Here is a 16,924-nt window from a genome sequence, read left to right as displayed (position 1 = left end):
CTCCTATACTCGAATTACTCTTCTTCGGATACAATATCCGGCAATATTTCTTTTGTTTTTTTCTTTACTCCGAAAGGCATTATCAGACTGCCAAGCAATATAAATATATCTCCCAGATTAAAGATCACCTTATCGGCGCCCTTAGTCTTTATGCGTATATAATCCACCACATAGCCTCTTGTAAATCTGTCAAAGATATTGCTCAGTGAACCTGCAATAACAAGGATTAGAGATAACTTTCTGATATTATTTCCCTTTTTAGGAAGTAAAACAGACAGTACTCCCACCAGTATTGAAGTAATAAATACCGGAACATACTTTACTATTTTCTTCTTTTTCTTAAGCTTTCCGAATACAAAGCCGTCATTGTGAAATTTATCTATTTCTATCTTTTTTGCAAAAGTTCTCGGCAGTTCTTTTTTGTCCATTGAATTTACTGCATATTTCAAAACTATATCAAGACCTGCAAGTATCGGTATCAAAACAGCAAACATATATCCTCCTATATATTTCTGAACACTATATTCGGACTGCCCTTATGCTCCAAATAATCTCTTGTAATAATAACTTTACCGATATTTTTATCCTTCGGTGTCTCATACATTATATCGAGCATAAACTCCTCAATAATGGAGCGAAGTGCTCTCGCACCTGTATCCTTTTTCATAGCCTGTTCGGCAATCCAATCCATCGCATCATCATCAAATGAAAGTTCCACTTCATCAAGCTCCAAAAGTCGCTTATACTGTTTTAAAATAGCATTCTTAGGCTCTATAAGAATCTTTTTGAAAGCCTCTTTATCAAGTTTTGAAAGAGTACATATAACAGGCAGCCTTCCTATAAACTCAGGTATCATACCGAATTTTCTTATGTCCTCATTTGTGACCTTTGCATAGAGATTTTCATCATTATCATATTTATCTTTAAGATCCGAGTTAAATCCCATGCTTGTATTCTTTTGAAGTCTTTCCTTTATAATATCATCAAGCGCAGGGAAGGCTCCACCGCATATAAAGAGTATATTATCAGTGTTTACAGTTTCCATAGGTGCCATAACATTCTTTTGATTTGTACCTACAGGTACCTCCACCTTGCTGCCTTCCAAAAGTTTTAAAAGCTCCTGTTGTACGCTCTCACCGCTTACATCTCTTGAATTGGTATTTTTCTTCTTTGCAATCTTGTCTATCTCATCTATAAAAACGATACCGCATTCAGCTCTTTCCACATCATTACCTGCTGAAAGTAAAAGCTTTGAGATAACGCTTTCTATATCATCACCTATATATCCGGCCTCGGTAAGAGAAGTTGCATCGGCTATGGCCAAAGGCACATTAAGAAGCTTTGCAAGTGTCTTTACCAGATAAGTCTTTCCACTTCCCGTCGGCCCAATCATCAGGATGTTTGACTTATCAACTCTTGTTCCTTCCTTATCCTTATCTAAAAATATTCTCTTATAATGATTGTATACTGCAACAGAGATTATCCTCTTGGCCTGATCCTGACCTATAACATATTCATCCAGCATCTCTTTTATTTTATGCGGTGCAGGTATATCCTTCATTGTAAAAAGAGGCTCTGTTCTCTTTTCATCTCTTTTCTTTACTCTGGCTCTTTCGGGTATGGGATTCAGATTCATATTCGGTATTGTAAAGCTGCCAAGGTCCACATTTTTTAAATCGTCCATATTGATTTTTGACATATTGGTAAGCTTACTCATATCCATACTCTGCATAGAGTTGAAAGTTTTCTGTATACAGTCTGGACAGATATCTATACCTCCGGGCATTGATATCATCGTACCGGTCTTTGATTCCGGTCTCCTGCACATATAACATATTTTTTCATAATTATTATTTTTATCGTCTTTTTCGTTTTTATTATAATCTATCTTGTCTTCCATTTTTCCATTCCTAATGTTTCAAACAGTTTTATGTTATTCTAGCACAAAAAGAAAAAATGTGCCATATTAGGGAAATACGGCACATTTTATGTTTATATTAAGTTTTAGTCTTCCTTTGATAAGAAGTTATAGCATACTGCCGCAAGTGCACCACCTACAAGCGGAGCAAGTATAAATACCCATACCTGTGCAAATGCTACCGAGCCAAGACCGCTTACAAGTGCAGGTCCGAAGCTTCTTGCAGGGTTAACCGATGTTCCTGTGAAAGGAATTCCGAATATATGAATCAAAGTAAGTGTAAAGCCTATAACAAGTCCGGCAACTCTTCCGTTCTCAGCCTTTGAAGTAACACCGAGTATTGCCAATACAAATACAAATGTAAGTATAACCTCTACGAGGAACGCAATTCCCATTGATATACCCATTGCACTTGCCTCACCGAAACCGTTTGTTCCAAGTGATGCATTTGAGCCGAGTATCACACAAAGTAATCCTGCACCTAAGATACCTCCTAGAAGCTGTGATATTACATATCCTACGAAATCCTTTACATCCATTCTGCCTGATACCAACATGCCGAGTGAAACGGCCGGATTGATATGACATCCTGAAATATTTCCTATAGAATATGCCATAGCAACTATAGAAAGTCCGAATGCAAATGCGATAAGCAATGTAGAAAATCCAAGCGGAACCACCACATTACTCTGAGCCAAAAGTGTGTTTGCCGCTACAGCACTGCCACATCCGAACAGTGTGAGTACAAATGTACCTATAAACTCTGCTAAATACTTTTTCATTATTACCTCCAATATTCTCTAAAGTATAACTAATCTACAAAAGATTTGAAATCCTTTGCAGCATAACGAATGGTATTATACAACTAAATTTTATAAAAGTCTATTAAAAATTCTCTAAATATTTTTATTAAAAAAAGGACCTTTTTCGGTCCTTTTTGTTTTATAAAACCTTACTGAGGAAGGTCTTAAGTCTTTCATTTTTGGGATTTGTGAAGAATTCCTCAGGTGCATTCTCTTCCACAAACTCACCTTCATCAAGGAAAACCACTCTGTTTGCCACCTCTCTGGCAAAGCCCATCTCATGTGTTACCACTACCATGGTCATCTTCTGCTGTGCAAGATCCTTCATAACTGTAAGCACTTCTCCTACCATCTCGGGATCAAGTGCTGAGGTAGGCTCATCAAAAAGCATTACATCAGGTTTCATGCAAAGTGCTCTGACTATAGCAACTCTTTGCTGCTGTCCGCCTGAAAGCTTTGAAGGATATTCATTTGCTCTGTCCGCAAGTCCTACTTTTTCCAAAAGGCTCATGGCATACGCCGTTGCAGACTCTTCGTCAACACCCTGAAGCTTCATAGGTGCTATAATCAAGTTTTTAAGCACTGTCATATGTGGAAAAAGGTTAAACTGCTGAAAAACCATTCCCATTTTCTGACGATGTAAATCTATATTTACATCTTTTTTACATATGTCCGTGCCTTCAAACAATATCTCACCGCTGCTTGCTTCCTCAAGTCTGTTTAAGCATCTGAGAAATGTTGACTTACCCGAACCGGAAGGGCCGATAAGACATACTACATCTCCTTTATTTATATCCAGAGATATATCTTTAAGTACCTGCTTTTTATGAAAATGCTTGCTTAAATTTCTTACTTCAATAAGTTTTTTACCTTCCACTTCTAGCCAACCTCCTCTCAAGTAATTTTACCAAATAGCTGAAAAGCATTACCATGATAAGATAGAGTAGAGCAACCGCAAGGAAAGGCATCATTGCCGAATATGTTTTGCTTCTTATAACATCTCCCGCCTTTGTAAGATCATCCAAAGCAATATAACTTGCTACCGAGGTCTCCTTCATCAAAACTATAAACTCGTTTGCAAGAGTAGGCAATATATTCTTTATAACCTGTGGCATTATTATATTTATCATTGTTTGAGGATAACTAAATCCCAAACTTCTTCCGGCTTCCATTTGTCCTTTCGGTACTGAGTTTATACCCGAACGGAATATTTCAGCCTGATATGCTCCCGAGTTTATACCGAATGCAAGTATTGCGGCAAAGCTTTTATCTATTCTTACAGAACTGAATATAACAAAGTATATTATAAGGAGCTGAACTACTACAGGTGTTCCTCTTATTACTGTAATATAAATATTGCAAAGGAAGTTTAAAAACTTCAACTTCTTTGTATTGTCGTATATATTTCTTACAACAGCCACTCCAAACCCCAGTATAAAACCAAGGATTACGGCAAAAAATGTAATCTTTAATGTGACGGCAAGTCCGTTTATGAGTAAAAGCCATCTGTTATCCGTTATAAAATTTAAAATAAATTGTGATTTTAACTCTTCAAACATATTAATTAGCCTTGATATATTTTGCAATAATACTGTCCACTGTTCCGTCAGCCTTTAACTCTGAAAGTGCCTTATTAACCGCATCTAAAAGTGCTGTATTACCTTTTTTGATTGCAATAGCATATTCTTCTTCTGCATATGCTTCATCTAAAGTCTTAAGTCCGCTTGTCTCTTCAACAAACTTCTTTGCCACCTCACTGTCGATAACTACCGCGTCTATCTTTCCCTGGCTGAGTGCCTGAACCGCATCCATACCCTTTGCATATCTCTCAACAGTTGCACCCTTTATATCACTAACCAGGATATCTCCTGTAGTACCTGTCTGTACACCGAGTGTCTTGCCTTCAAGATCCGCACCTGAAGCTATAGTCGAATCATCTTTTACTATGATAAGCTGCTTTGATGTTGTATATGTGTCTGAAAAATCAACACTCTGCTTTCTCTCCTCTGTAGCTGAAATACCTGCAATACCTACATCAGCTTTACCCGATGTTACCTCAAGGATAACGGAATCAAATGCTATATCCTCCACTTCAACTTCAAATCCGAGCTTCTTTGCAACTTCTTCCGCTATCTCCATATCAATACCTACAATTTTATCACCGTCGTGGTACTCATATGGTGGAAACTCCGCATTTGTTGCTACTATAAGTTTTCCTGACTGTATAGTTTTTACTTCTCCTGAAGCTGTATCTGCCGCACTCTCATTTGCAGCTTTTGTTTCGGCAGTCTTTGAACCGCCACATGCTACTAAACTTGTTGCCATCAATCCCGATATAACCAATGCTAATATTTTCTTCTTCATAATATCCTCCATTTGTATATTTATCAATCACTATTGCATAATAATACACTCTTTTTTATAAGAATGCAAGAGTATTTTTAAAAATAAACATATGAAAAGACTCCAACTCTGTATTTTTATAAGGTTATAATCCTAACCATAATAGTCCATACAAAATTAGAGTCCTAAATCCCAGCGTTTCATACCCCATAAATGCAATATATTTTCTCAGCTTATATTGCTGCTGAAGTCAAATATTTTTCCATCTCGTTCACGGCATGTTCTTCATCATTACCGTCTGCTGATATGTATACCTCTTTGCCATCACCAAACTTCAATGTCATCATGCCCATGATACTTTTTGCATTTACTTTTTTAGTACCACTTTCCACATAAATCCTGCTTTCAAACTGGCTGGCCACCTGTACTAGCATAGCTACCGGTCTGGCTTCAGTTTTTGCATCAATTGCAACCTTAACTGACTTCCTAACCATTTTCTCTCCTTACTTGTTCTCTTAACTGGCTTGCGATGTTTGAGAGTTTACGCAACCTATGATTAACCCCACTTTTCCCGAGCTGTGGACTAATCATTTTTCCAAGTTCCACCAATGAAGCATCAGGATTTTCCAATCTGGCATTGGCTACCGCCTCCAGATTTGATGTCAATTTATCAAGTCCCATCATCTCTTTAATAAGTTGTATATCCTCAAGTTGAGAAAGTGATGCTGAAACCGTTTTATTAATATTTGCAGTCTCGCAATTCACTTTTCGATTTACATCGTTTCGCATTCCTTTTAAGATTCGAATATTTTCGAAACTCATAAGCGATGTAGGTGCTTCCATCAGACCAAGTGCCAATGATATTTGCTCACTGTCCTTTATGTATACTACATAAGCTTTTTTCCTTACAGTAATCTTTGGTAAGAGTGACAGGTCTTCCATCAATTCCTTTAAAATGAGTGCATTCTCCATAGTCGAACATACTATCTCAAGATGATATCCCTTCTCAGGATCTGTTATAGAGCCCGAGGAAAGAAATGCTCCTCTGAAAAAGGCCTTTTTACAACATGAATTCAGTAAGACTGTATTACTGCCAAGCGGCAAATTATCAATCAACTCTTGATTTTTAAGAAGCTTTATAGCTTTAAGCACTTCTTTGGCTCCTGCGCTGTCTACAATGCTTACAGAATATAGACGTTTACGCCTAACCAATGTACTATTGCTTATCACTACATCTGTATTTATATTAAATGTTTTTTTTATTAATGTAAAGTACTTTCTGGCAAGTCCTGAAAATTCGGTGTTTATTTTTAAAGACAATTCACCACTTTGTGATAAAGAAACAGTACCAATGAAGTAAACAATTGCCAAAATTTCTGCAAGTATGCAATGCCTAACCGTAGGATTTATCCTTGCGATTTCATTTTTCACTTCTGAAGAAAATGTCATCCGCTCTCCTATCTTTGTGAAATTCTTGAAATATTTTTGCCCATATCTCTGTGTTCCAGCCTGACACCGATACCCTCTATATTATCAAGTCTTTCTTTAAGAGCCGCCGCAATAGCTACCGAACGGTGTTGTCCGCCTGTGCAACCTATGCCTATTACCAAAGCGCTCTTACCCTCATCAATATATCTGGGTATCAGAAATTTAATCATATCATCCAGCTTATCAAGAAAAATATCCGCATCATTATTTGAGAAAACATAATCCGAAACTTCCTTTTCTTCACCGGTTTTCAGCCTGAGCTTTTGATCGTAAAAAGGATTCGGTAAAAATCTTACATCAAATAACAAATCGGGATCATCAGGTATACCGTACATATATCCGAATGAAAGCACTGTAACAAAAAGATTATTAAAAGACTTTCCGTCAACATAGATTTTTTTAAGTTCCTGTTTCAACTCTTTAGTCAAAAATCTGCCTGTATCAAGTATTCTGTCCGCTCTCTCTCTTAAAAATGTCAATCTTTCTCTCTCAAGATTTATTCCGTCTATAAGTCTGCCCTCTGCGGCTAAAGGATGATTTCTTCTTGTCTCTTTGTATCTTTTTATCAATGTTTCATCATCCGCTTCAAGAAAGAGAATTTCCATATTGATTTTTTTATGGCTGAGTTCATCAAATACTTCCTGTAATCCGTTAAGTCCGCTTCTGATATCGATACCTAAAGCTATGCCCTTCATACCTCTTTCGGATTCGATTGTAAGATCTACAAAGTTTAACAAAAGTTCTACCGGCAAATTGTCGACACAGTAATATCCGAAATCCTCAAACATCTTTAATGCAACAGTCTTACCTGAACCGGACATTCCTGTTACAATTATCATCTTCATATCAAATCATCCTTACTTCACATTCAAGTTTTACACCGAACTTTTCACATACTTCTTTCTTTATATGTTCTATCAGCTTCTTTATATCATCAGATGAGGCATTGTCATAATTTATTACAAAACCGCAGTGTTTTTGAGATACTGCGGCACCTCCGAGCCTGAAGCCTCTAAGTCCGGCATCATCTATAAGTTTACCTGCAAAATATCCTTCCGGTCTCTTAAATGTGGAACCTGCACTGGGATACTCCAGCGGCTGTTTTTCACTTCTCCTGTTGTTTAAATCCTCTATTTGTGCTCTTATTTCATCCTTGTTGCCATGCTCAAGTTTAAGCTTTGCAGCCAGTACAATCTCTTTATTTGCTAAAATATTACTTTTTCTATAACCCAAATCAAGTTCTGAAACATCTTTCCACTTGGTGCTTCCGTCAGCACAAAGCACCTTTACTTTCGTCAGTACATTTGACATCTCTCCGCCATATGCACCTGCATTCATTACTATCGCACCGCCAAGGCTTCCCGGTATACCGCAGGCAAATTCAAATCCTGTAAGTGAATTTTCCATAGCATAGTCACTTATCTTATCAAGTCCCACTCCGGCACCTGCTTCTATAATATTGCCCTCATGTGTAATACTGTTATTCAAACAAACCGTGGAGATAATCACCCCGTCATATCCTTTGTCATCAGCCAGTATATTACTGCCTTTTCCAAAAATATAATATTTTAAGTTTCCTTTTTCTATTATATCCATACATCGGCTCAGTTCTTCCTCAGTGACGGGAGTCAGAAAATAATCACACTCCCCTCCTACTTTAAAAGTAGTATGCTTTTTTAACAATTCACCTGTTTTGCAATTTTCACCAAGGATACTTTTAAAATCCATCTGCATTTTGTCTCCGCTACTATTTTAATATCAATCTTTTCCGGCTATATTTGCCTGTACTCTGTTGTAGAGTTCCTTTGCCGCATTGTATCCCATCTGCTTCTGTCTGTGATTTACAGCCGCGGTTTCTACAATGATTGCAAGGTTTCTTCCGGGTCTTACAGGTAAAACATGACATACAACCTTATTTCCCAAGTACTCTATATAATTATCCTCAAGTCCGAGTCTGTCATAGTCCTTATTTTGTACCCAATCTTCAAGCTGTATTACCAGATCGATGGACTGGGTATCCTTAACGCTGAGTACACCGAATAACGCCTTTACATCTATAATTCCTATTCCCCTAAGCTCAATAAAATGCTTGGTTATATCAGGTGCCGTTCCTACCAAAGTCTGCTGTGACACCTTTCTGATTTCAACAACGTCATCGGATACAAGTCTGTGACCTCTCTTTACAAGTTCAAGAGCCGCCTCACTCTTTCCGATACCGCTGTCTCCGGTTATAAGTACTCCTTCACCGTATACATCCACCAAAACACCATGTATGGAAATAACAGGAGCCAATTGTACATTAAGCCATCTTACAAGCTCTGCGGTAATATAAGTTGTAGACTGTTCAATGCCGAGACATGGTACACCATAATGTACACAGTAAGAAATCATATCCTCATCCGGCTTTATTCCTCTTGCATATAATATACATGGAACCTTATATGAAAGCAGCTTATCATAGGTTTCCTTTCTCTTTTCGTCATTCAATGTCTGAATAAATGCGTTCTCCACATTACCTATTATCTGTACTCTTTCACTGTCAAAATGATCAAAGAAACCTGCCAGCTGTAATGCCGGTCTGTTTATATCAGGATGCTTCAATATTATAGATTCCGTATCTATATCCGGTGTGAAGTTTTCCAGATTCAAATCCTTTATTAGTTCCTTGATTGTTACGTTTTCTCCCATAGTACCTCCTATCATGATTCCCCCTATCTTAAGACTTATCCCAAAAGCTCAAGCAATTCTTCTTTTGAAATATTTGCCAAGGATATGCCCTCTTCAAAGTTTAATACTCTGTCAGCCAAATCCTTCTTTGACTCTTGAAGCTTAACTATCTTCTCTTCTATAGTTCCCTTTGCAATAAGTCTGTAAACCGTTACTTTATTTTTTTGCCCTATTCTGTGGGCTCTGTCTGTGGCCTGATTTTGTGCAGCAAAATTCCACCACGGATCATAGTGAATAACTATGTCGGCACCTACAAGATTAAGACCTGTGCCTCCCGCTTTCAATGAAATAAGGAATACATTTGTATCGTCATTATTAAAATCATTTACAAGCTTGATTCTTTTTTCTTTACTTGTAGAACCTGTAATAACATAGCTGCTTATATTTTCTTCTTCAAATCTCTTCTTTATTATATCAAGCATTGAAGTAAATTGTGAAAATAAAAGAATTTTATGTCCTGCTTCTATACCGCTTTTTACAAGATCGATACAGGTTTCAAGTTTTGCTGAATCTCCGGTATAATCTTCAAAAATAAGCCCCGGATCGCAGCAGATTTGTCTTAACTTTGTAATCTCCGACAATATTATCATCTTTGAACTGTTATATTCTTCATTGCCGTTTAATACATTTTTCAGTTTGGTAAGCTCGGTATCATATGCCAACTGCTGCTTTTTATCAAACCTTGATACTCTGACTTCTTCTATCTTATCCGGCAAATCCGTTGCCACCTCGGACTTAAGCCTTCTAAGTACAAAAGGACTGATCATCTTTGAAAGAAGCTTTGCGCTTTCATCATTACCGTCTTTTACTATCGTATTTTCATACTTTGATTTGAATGAATTATAACTGTACAAAAATCCCGGCATTATATAATCAAAAATACTCCAAAGCTCACTTAATCTGTTCTCTATCGGCGTTCCGGTCAAAGCATACTTTACATCAGCTTTCACAGTTTTTACCGCCTTTGCAACTCCGGTATTTTGATTTTTTATAAACTGAGCCTCATCAATTATCTGATGAGAAAATCTCATATCGTGATACAGTGAAATATCTCTCCTTAAGGTATCATAAGAACTTATATAGATATCAAAATCTTCATGCTCTTCAATACTTTTTTGCCTTTCTTCTTTGGCGGCTGCAAGTACACATACTCTAAGTTCACCCTTTGTATCAAATTTTGATATTTCCTCACTCCAATTATATACTAAAGATGCCGGACATACTATAAGAGCTTTTTTAAGCCTTCCGTTCTTTTTTGCATCTATCAAAAGAGAGATAATCTGCAGGGTCTTTCCAAGTCCCATATCATCTGCCAAAATTCCGCCAAATCCAAGTTCTTCCACGGAACGCAACCATTTAAAGCCTTCTTTTTGATATTTCCTTAAAACATTTGACACTTCAGCCGGCGGAACAAAGTCCATGGATTTTATATTGTCAAATTTCTCAATCAGTTTGACAAAACTCTCATCTCTTCTTTCTACCAGTTCATTATGCACTTCCATCATTTCATCAATATAGAGTGAACGATACAAAGGCACTGTAAGTGCACCGACTCTCAAATCTTTAGGAGAAATTTCCAGTACATTCAGCATCTCATTGAAATTCTTCATGTAATCGGAATCCATATTTATAAAAGCTCCGCTCTTTAAACGATAATATTTTTTCTTTTTTCTGTAACTTGTAACAATATTTGCAAGTTCCTCTACACTCATATCATCTGATAAGAATTCCAGTTGCAAAAGATTTGAATTTACAGATACTCCAACTCCTGCAGCAGGCTTTTTGTATACTCTGATATTATTGAAAGCCTCACTTCCAAGTACCTTCCCGTATTTATTTAATTTATCAATACCCGAAACCTTCAGCTCATAAAGTTCCTCTTCTGTCTCTGCACTAAGGAAATTTTGCTTATTCTCATAGGGAAGATATATCTTTAAAGCCTCTATAGCCTTTTCTTCATGTTTTTGATTTCTTAAAAGCTCATTATCATTTCTTTCAAATATTTTCCCCGACAAAATGTCCACTCTGCCGCCGGTATAAGTCGCTTCCGCTCTTCCCGTTACAATGTTATCTTCCATATCAAGATAATATGTAATCTCCGGCTTTTCAGGCACAAAACTTATTGCCTCGGGAGCATTATCTACTATATTCGCATAATCTTTTATACTTGGCAATACATTGGAATAAAACCTGCCTATATTTTTTCTTCCTATCTTTATCTCCCGATATCCGTACCCTGAATCATTCATTGCTTTAAATATCTTCAAAAGATTTTCATCACATCTGTTAAGATAATTATCTTTAATGCAGTAGACATAATTGTTTGATATAAACGACAGAGGAAAATCCACTTCCAGGTTTATACCTGCAAACAAATCTCTGTCATAAATAGGATTTATCCCGATAGTAATCTTTTCATTAAAATCTCTAAGTTCAATATCCGTAACGGTTTTCTTTGAGAAGTACTCTGTTGTCAGCTCTACTTTTTCTCCGACAAGTAAGTTGTAAATATCATCTATATTTGCTCCGTCTACCGGTATTTTCGATACATTGAGGCCCGTCTTTACATAATCAAGCAGTTTATAGCTTATAGAGGCCTCTGTATCCACAAGCTCTTCAATAAACTTTACATACTTTATACTCTTATCGTCAAATGCCCCATATCCAAGCTTAACACTGTCGTTTTTACCAAGAGGATAAATTTCATTATCTCTTAGTGCATCAACAAAATTCCTGTAACTTTTTATCTGCACAAGCTTTTTTCTGCCGATTTTAAACTGTATATATAAGCTTGTATCATACTCGCTCTTATACGACATTATAAGCTTAGGTACTATATGTACAGGTTCTTCATTAATGTCTGTTTCTTCATCAAAATACGAAAGAAATGCCTCACCGAAGTAATTTGTTTCATCCCCCAGCTCATGGCTGTCTAAATACGCATTTAAAAGAAATACTGTTGCAACCACATGTTCACAGTTCCTTGTATCATTAAGGTACCCTCTGATTCTGTTTTTATCAGAGCATTTCGAACAACTACAATATGCTCTTTTTAATCTGTCTTTGCCAAACTCTATATCCACTTTGCAATTTTCAGATGATTCAACTTTTGCAACCGCTATTCCGCAAACATTAGGATCCTGAGTATAATATCCGTATGCATTTCCATATGATATTATACCGTCGCTTACTTCAGTCAGACGTACCTGATTGTTTTTTATCAGTTCTTTAGCCTTCTTTGCAGTATCGGCAGACATAGAAAGGCTATCTATAATAGCCTCTCCGTCGAAGTATTTATAAATAGCCTTTTTCTCTTCCGTATCCGAAGCGGATATCATATCCGCCTTTATATTTTCCATATCTTCTTTTTCTTTTTTTAAATCAGCGGCTGTTTTCACGCCGTCAAGAAAACGAAAATCCATTTTTATTCCTCATTCTTTAATATATCAATAGCGGCACTAAGCTGGTTGTCGGAATCAGTTCCTATCTTTGCACCTTCATTTAAATCCACCTCTAAATCAGGCTTTATTCCTACCTTATGTAAGTCATAACCTGACGGAGGATAGTAATGCTGTGTAGTAATTTTAACTGCCGTACCGTCTCCAAGCGGAAGTACATTTTGTACTATACCCTTACCGAATGTGGTTTTTCCTACCACTGTACCCCACTCAAAGTCTCTGAATGTGGCTGTAAAAACTTCCGATGCGGATGCCGAGTTCTCATTTACAAGTACAACCATAGGAATCTTCAACTCATGACTTCCGTCAGAATAATATTCCTCTCTTTCTCCGTACTTATCTTCCGTATATAAAACCAATCCGTCAGGCAGTATATAATCAAGCATATCCACCACCTGATCAAGCAATCCTCCCGGGTTTCCACGAAGGTCCACTATCAACTTTGTCATTCCCTGTGACTGCAACGACTCTATATTTGATTTAAACTGTTCCGAGGTAACCGCATCAAACTGACTTACAGCTATATAGCCGATATTGTTATCAAGCATTTTACCTGCTACGGTCTCCACCTCTATAGATCTTCTTGTAAGATCAAGTTCAACTTCTTTTCTGTCATCACCTCTAAGGACTGTCATTTTAAAACTTGTGCCCTCTTCACCTCTGATTTTGGTCTTTACAAGTATATCCATATCCGTTCCGGCAACTTCTTCACCGTCTATTTTATCGATAATATCTCCGACCTGAAGCCCCGCATCATTTGCCGGACTGTTATCAAATATCTTTACAATGGTGATAATCTTGGTATTCGGATTTTGTGAAACCACGGCACCTATACCTGAGTACTTTCCCTCGGTATCTTCATTGAGCGCCTTGTATTCCTCCTTTGTATAATATACCGTATAAGGATCCCCAAGTCCGTTCATCATTCCGGCGTAAATACCGTCTTCCACCTTTGTCATATCTTCATCAAACAGAAAATATCTGTCTATAATGTTTTGTAAAACCGATGTCTTTTCTTCTATTTTTTTATAGTCAAGCTTATTATTTCTCTTTAAAAACAGAGACAGTACATTTCCGTTATTGAATGCAAAAGCAAATCCTACATATACTAAAACAAACGATGTCATAATTCCCAGAATAAATCCTATAACCCCGCTCATTCTTCCTTTTCTTTTTTGATTTCTTTCCCGATTTCTATCATCTCTTAGACCGGAACCGTTTGTACCCGTTCTTCCTTGTTGCCTTTCATTAATATATTTCTCATAGTCATCTATTTCACGATGTTCAAACATATAACACCTCCATTTTCTCTATCCCCTACTATATCACACATTAAAAATAAAGGGGAGATATAAATCTCCCCATATCCTAATTTATCAAATTTTACTTTCAAACTTAATAGCCGAGTTTATCCATGTATGACATATACTTTACAACCATCAATGCAATCTTAAAAGTGATTGCATCCTCAAACATTCTAAGATCAAGTCCTGTACTCTTTTGAAGCTTATCCAAACGATATACCAAAGTATTTCTGTGAATAAAGAGCTGTCTGGATGTCTCAGATACGTTTAAACTGTTTTCAAAGAATTTATTGATTGTAGTAAGTGTCTCCTCGTCAAGATCCTCAGGATTCTTTCCGTCAAATATCTCCTTGATAAACATCTTGCAAAGTGGTATAGGTAACTGATATATAAGTCTTCCTATTCCAAGTCTTGAATATGCAACAATGTTCTCTGCAGCATAGAATATCTTACCTACATCAAGTGCCATCTTAGCCTCTTTATAAGACTTTGACACTTCTTTAATCTCATTTACTATAGTTCCGTAAGCGACTGTAACGTTCAAAATTCCGATAGAATTAAGCTCATCAATAACAGATCTTGCTACTCTGTCCAGATCCTCGTATGCAGATCCTTCCTTCATCTCTTTTACAAGAATGATATCTCTCTCATCAACAGCTGTAACAAAGTCCTTATTTCTTGATGCAAAAAGAGCTTTTACAGCTTCAAGACTTGATACATCTCTCTCATTCTTTGTTTCAATAATATATACCACTCTTCTTACAGTAGTCTCGATATGTAATTTCTTTGCTCTGTTGTAGATATCTACAAGCAGTAAATTGTCAAGCAAGAGATTCTTTATAAAGTTGTCTTTATCAAATCTCTCCTTGTACGCTATAAGAAGGTTCTCTACCTGGAATGATGCCATTCTTCCCACCATATAGGTGTCATCGGTTGTTCCCTCAACCATAAGAACATACTCAAGCTGGTGCTCATCAAAAATCTTAAAAAACTGGAATCCACCTATTGCCTGAGAGTCTGCCAAAGAACTCGCAAATGTACTTACCTGTAATCCGTAAGTATCGGCCTCGGCAAAAGTTGTTGCTAAAACCTTACCCTCAATGTCACAAACACAAAGTTCTGTTCTCGTAATACTCTTTAAACCATCTATGGTATTTTGAAGAATCTGGTTTGAGATCATATAACTATCTCCTTTACTCTATTACTTTTCTCTACCATCTCATACAAAAATCAGAATGAGACAGTCATTAATCAGCCGTCATATTTGACAACAATTAATTTTCGAATTCGATCTGCTCTAAATACCTGATAGCAGATATTAACAAGTTTCACATAAATAATAATGCATTATCACAAGTAAATCAATAGGAAATACGATTTTTTTTTATTTGTTTATGTAATTTTGCCTATACATAACAGAGTACGCAGGTGTTCTATTAAAAATTTACCATATCTATAAAGAACGCCATGTGCTGTTTTCACTTATTGTGTATTTTATATGAAAACTTTAAAAGTTTATTTCACCGGTAAATACATACTCGGCTTTACCTCTCATATATATCTCATCATCTACAAGACTGATATCAAGGTCTCCTCCAAGCAGGTGAACTCTTACCGTAGTTTCACATAATCCTCTTTTCATTGTAGCAAACGCACTTGCACATGCTCCCGTGCCGCAGGCAAGAGTTTCTCCCGAGCCTCTCTCCCATACTCTCATATGAATATTCTTTCTGTCTTCTATATAAATAAATTCGGAATTTACCTTTTGAGGAAATCTCTCATGTTTCTCATAGTACTCGCCTACATTTTCAAGATTCATCTCTTTAAGTTCTTTCAAAGAATTTACATAATATACGGCATGTGGATTTCCTATATCCACTCCTATAAACTCTTTCTCTTCACCGTTTATCAATATCTTCTCAGGAAAATCGGATGTAATGGTTGCCTTTCCCATATTTACATTAATATATTCTGCAACACCGTCTTTTGGCTCCACTTCAATATACTTAATACCTGCGCCTGTTTCCATGGTAAACTTTTCAGACTTCACATAGCCATGGTCGTATACATATTTAGCCACACATCTTGATCCGTTTCCACACATAAGCCCTCTACTTCCGTCGGCATTGTACATATCCATCTTTACATCCGCTATATCTGAAGGGCATATAAGTATCAGACCGTCACTTCCGATACCGAAATGTCTGTCACTTACCTTTATAGCAACCTCACTTGGATTTTCCACCTTTTCCTTGAAACAGTCCACATATACATAGTCGTTTCCCGCTCCCTGCATTTTTACAAACTTCATAAAAATCTCCATCTATATTTATTCCTTACCACCATACAACAAACAAATCTTTTTTGCCGTATTGATAATGGTTTCTCCGTTTTTCATACTGCTAATCTGCAAATATTTATGTGCCTCAGGCTCAGTCATATTTTTGTGCTTTATCAAAAGTTCCTTGGCTTTTTGTATAGCCATAAAATTTTTGCCGCCTCGCTCTTCCTGCTTTTTCTTTCTTTTTCTCTCATAATAAAGTTTATCCGATATTTCACTCACCTTTTTTACCAGTTCTATTACTTTAAAAGGCATCGGTAAAAAGTTTATATCATCATCAGGCGCCTCATTAAGCTTGCCCGGTGAACATACCAGCAAAAGCTCGCAGGTTTCATTCATATTCTCCTTAAGCTCCATATATTGCATATCATTAAGCTGATAAGCACAGACCACAATGCCATAATCAATATCGTCAGACAGATTTATTGCCTGGGCACCTGATGCCACCACCCCGACAATAGAATATCCGTTTTTTATCAAAATCGACCTCAAAACCTTGCTGTCACCCGGATTTGGAAATGCAATGATTATATCTGACATTA

General features: G+C 36.8%; 16 protein-coding genes. All 16 read right to left on the bottom strand.

The annotated features are described in order from the left end of the window. Positions 1-14: 14 nt before the first annotated feature. The 16 genes from SBH76_RS06075 to SBH76_RS06000 all read right to left on the bottom strand — a co-directional run bounded on the left by SBH76_RS06075 (position 15) and on the right by SBH76_RS06000 (position 16,922). Positions 15-494 carry a signal peptidase II gene (locus tag SBH76_RS06075; RefSeq protein WP_315085385.1) on the bottom strand — a complete coding sequence of 160 codons (480 nt, stop codon included), beginning with the start codon at positions 492-494 and terminating at the stop codon, positions 15-17. A gap of 8 nt (positions 495-502) precedes the next feature. Further along, the gene (clpX, locus tag SBH76_RS06070) at positions 503-1,900 is read right to left on the bottom strand and encodes an ATP-dependent Clp protease ATP-binding subunit ClpX (protein ID WP_290650182.1); all 1,398 of its coding nucleotides are present in this window, start codon (positions 1,898-1,900) and stop codon (positions 503-505) included. Between the two features lie 104 nt (positions 1,901-2,004). Then, positions 2,005-2,700, bottom strand: coding sequence for an MIP/aquaporin family protein (locus SBH76_RS06065; RefSeq protein WP_317977161.1), 696 nt, complete (start codon positions 2,698-2,700; stop codon positions 2,005-2,007). A gap of 160 nt (positions 2,701-2,860) precedes the next feature. Beyond that, entirely contained in the window at positions 2,861-3,598 is a 738-nt protein-coding gene (locus SBH76_RS06060) for an amino acid ABC transporter ATP-binding protein (protein ID WP_007594329.1), read from the bottom strand. Further along, entirely contained in the window at positions 3,588-4,280 is a 693-nt protein-coding gene (locus SBH76_RS06055; RefSeq protein WP_314098305.1) for an amino acid ABC transporter permease, read from the bottom strand. The genes SBH76_RS06060 and SBH76_RS06055 overlap by 11 nt, the downstream gene beginning before the upstream one ends. A gap of 1 nt (position 4,281) precedes the next feature. Continuing rightward, a complete protein-coding gene (locus SBH76_RS06050; protein WP_317977160.1) occupies positions 4,282-5,085 on the bottom strand; it encodes a basic amino acid ABC transporter substrate-binding protein in 804 nt (267 codons plus the stop codon). Positions 5,086-5,297: 212 nt separating this feature from the next. Further along, on the bottom strand, positions 5,298-5,558 hold the full coding sequence (locus SBH76_RS06045; protein WP_317977159.1) for an HPr family phosphocarrier protein: 261 nt from the start codon (positions 5,556-5,558) through the stop codon (positions 5,298-5,300). Then, complete coding sequence (gene whiA / locus SBH76_RS06040) at positions 5,551-6,513, bottom strand: DNA-binding protein WhiA (protein ID WP_007594340.1); 963 nt, start codon at positions 6,511-6,513, stop codon at positions 5,551-5,553. The genes SBH76_RS06045 and whiA overlap by 8 nt, the downstream gene beginning before the upstream one ends. A gap of 8 nt (positions 6,514-6,521) precedes the next feature. Further along, positions 6,522-7,397, bottom strand: a complete 876-nt coding sequence (rapZ, locus tag SBH76_RS06035) for an RNase adapter RapZ (RefSeq protein ID WP_317977158.1) — start codon at positions 7,395-7,397, stop codon at positions 6,522-6,524. Between the two features lies 1 nt (position 7,398). Next, complete coding sequence (gene murB / locus SBH76_RS06030) at positions 7,399-8,280, bottom strand: UDP-N-acetylmuramate dehydrogenase (RefSeq protein ID WP_317977231.1); 882 nt, start codon at positions 8,278-8,280, stop codon at positions 7,399-7,401. Between the two features lie 30 nt (positions 8,281-8,310). Further along, the gene (gene hprK, locus SBH76_RS06025) at positions 8,311-9,240 is read right to left on the bottom strand and encodes an HPr(Ser) kinase/phosphatase (RefSeq protein WP_317977157.1); all 930 of its coding nucleotides are present in this window, start codon (positions 9,238-9,240) and stop codon (positions 8,311-8,313) included. 35 nt (positions 9,241-9,275) lie between these two features. After that, the gene (locus tag SBH76_RS06020; protein ID WP_317977156.1) at positions 9,276-12,701 is read right to left on the bottom strand and encodes an SNF2-related protein; all 3,426 of its coding nucleotides are present in this window, start codon (positions 12,699-12,701) and stop codon (positions 9,276-9,278) included. A gap of 2 nt (positions 12,702-12,703) precedes the next feature. Then, positions 12,704-14,029, bottom strand: coding sequence for a S41 family peptidase (locus SBH76_RS06015; protein WP_317977155.1), 1,326 nt, complete (start codon positions 14,027-14,029; stop codon positions 12,704-12,706). Positions 14,030-14,132: 103 nt separating this feature from the next. Further along, positions 14,133-15,221, bottom strand: a complete 1,089-nt coding sequence (locus SBH76_RS06010; RefSeq protein WP_007594353.1) for a PucR family transcriptional regulator — start codon at positions 15,219-15,221, stop codon at positions 14,133-14,135. A 327-nt stretch (positions 15,222-15,548) separates the two neighbouring features. Further along, entirely contained in the window at positions 15,549-16,352 is an 804-nt protein-coding gene (dapF, locus tag SBH76_RS06005; RefSeq protein ID WP_317977154.1) for a diaminopimelate epimerase, read from the bottom strand. 18 nt (positions 16,353-16,370) lie between these two features. Beyond that, complete coding sequence (locus tag SBH76_RS06000; RefSeq protein ID WP_009663904.1) at positions 16,371-16,922, bottom strand: ANTAR domain-containing response regulator; 552 nt, start codon at positions 16,920-16,922, stop codon at positions 16,371-16,373. Between the last annotated feature and the right edge of the window lie 2 nt (positions 16,923-16,924).

The sequence above is a fragment of the Lachnoanaerobaculum sanguinis genome, from assembly GCF_033242365.1.
In the GTDB taxonomy this organism is placed as follows: Bacteria; Bacillota; Clostridia; order Lachnospirales; family Lachnospiraceae; genus Lachnoanaerobaculum; species Lachnoanaerobaculum sanguinis.
This window is presented reverse-complemented; position numbering and strand designations above follow the sequence as displayed.